Source organism: Paenibacillus camerounensis (genome assembly GCF_000723885.1).
GTDB classification, from domain to species: domain Bacteria; phylum Bacillota; class Bacilli; order Paenibacillales; family Paenibacillaceae; genus Paenibacillus_AQ; species Paenibacillus_AQ camerounensis.
Genome location: NZ_CCDG010000146.1, coordinates 1 through 366, shown reverse-complemented (window position 1 = coordinate 366; position 366 = coordinate 1). Strand labels below are relative to the sequence as shown.

Genomic DNA, 366 nt, shown 5'->3' with positions numbered 1-366 from the left:
TTCAACGACTTCTCCAAAGAGCTGCAGGAGGCTAATCTTCTCGCAGCAATAGAGAATTATGATGTAATTGACCAAAGCGTGGATATGATGGCCGAGATGTGGAAGACTGGCAATGATGAGCAGCTGCTGCAGCTGACGAACAGCTTTGCCGGAGACGCGGAATACTACAAGGCGATGCTGGTTGACCGTAATATCGGAATGGCTGACAAAATCGACGGCTATCTTAAGAACGGCAAGAATGAAGAGTATTTCATCGTCGTCGGCGCGGCACATTATCTGGGCGAGCATGGCATTATCAAGCTGCTTCAGGATAAGGGATATACTGTGGTGCGTAAATAATATAACAGCACGAAAAAGGTGCCTCTC

1 protein-coding gene is annotated in these 366 nt (G+C 47.5%); it reads left to right on the top strand.

Annotated elements, in window-relative coordinates; all coding sequences use genetic code 11:
• On the top strand, positions 1–339 hold a 339-nt coding region (locus BN3772_RS30395; protein ID WP_042204527.1), incomplete at its 5' end, for a TraB/GumN family protein.
• Between the last annotated feature and the right edge of the window lie 27 nt (positions 340–366).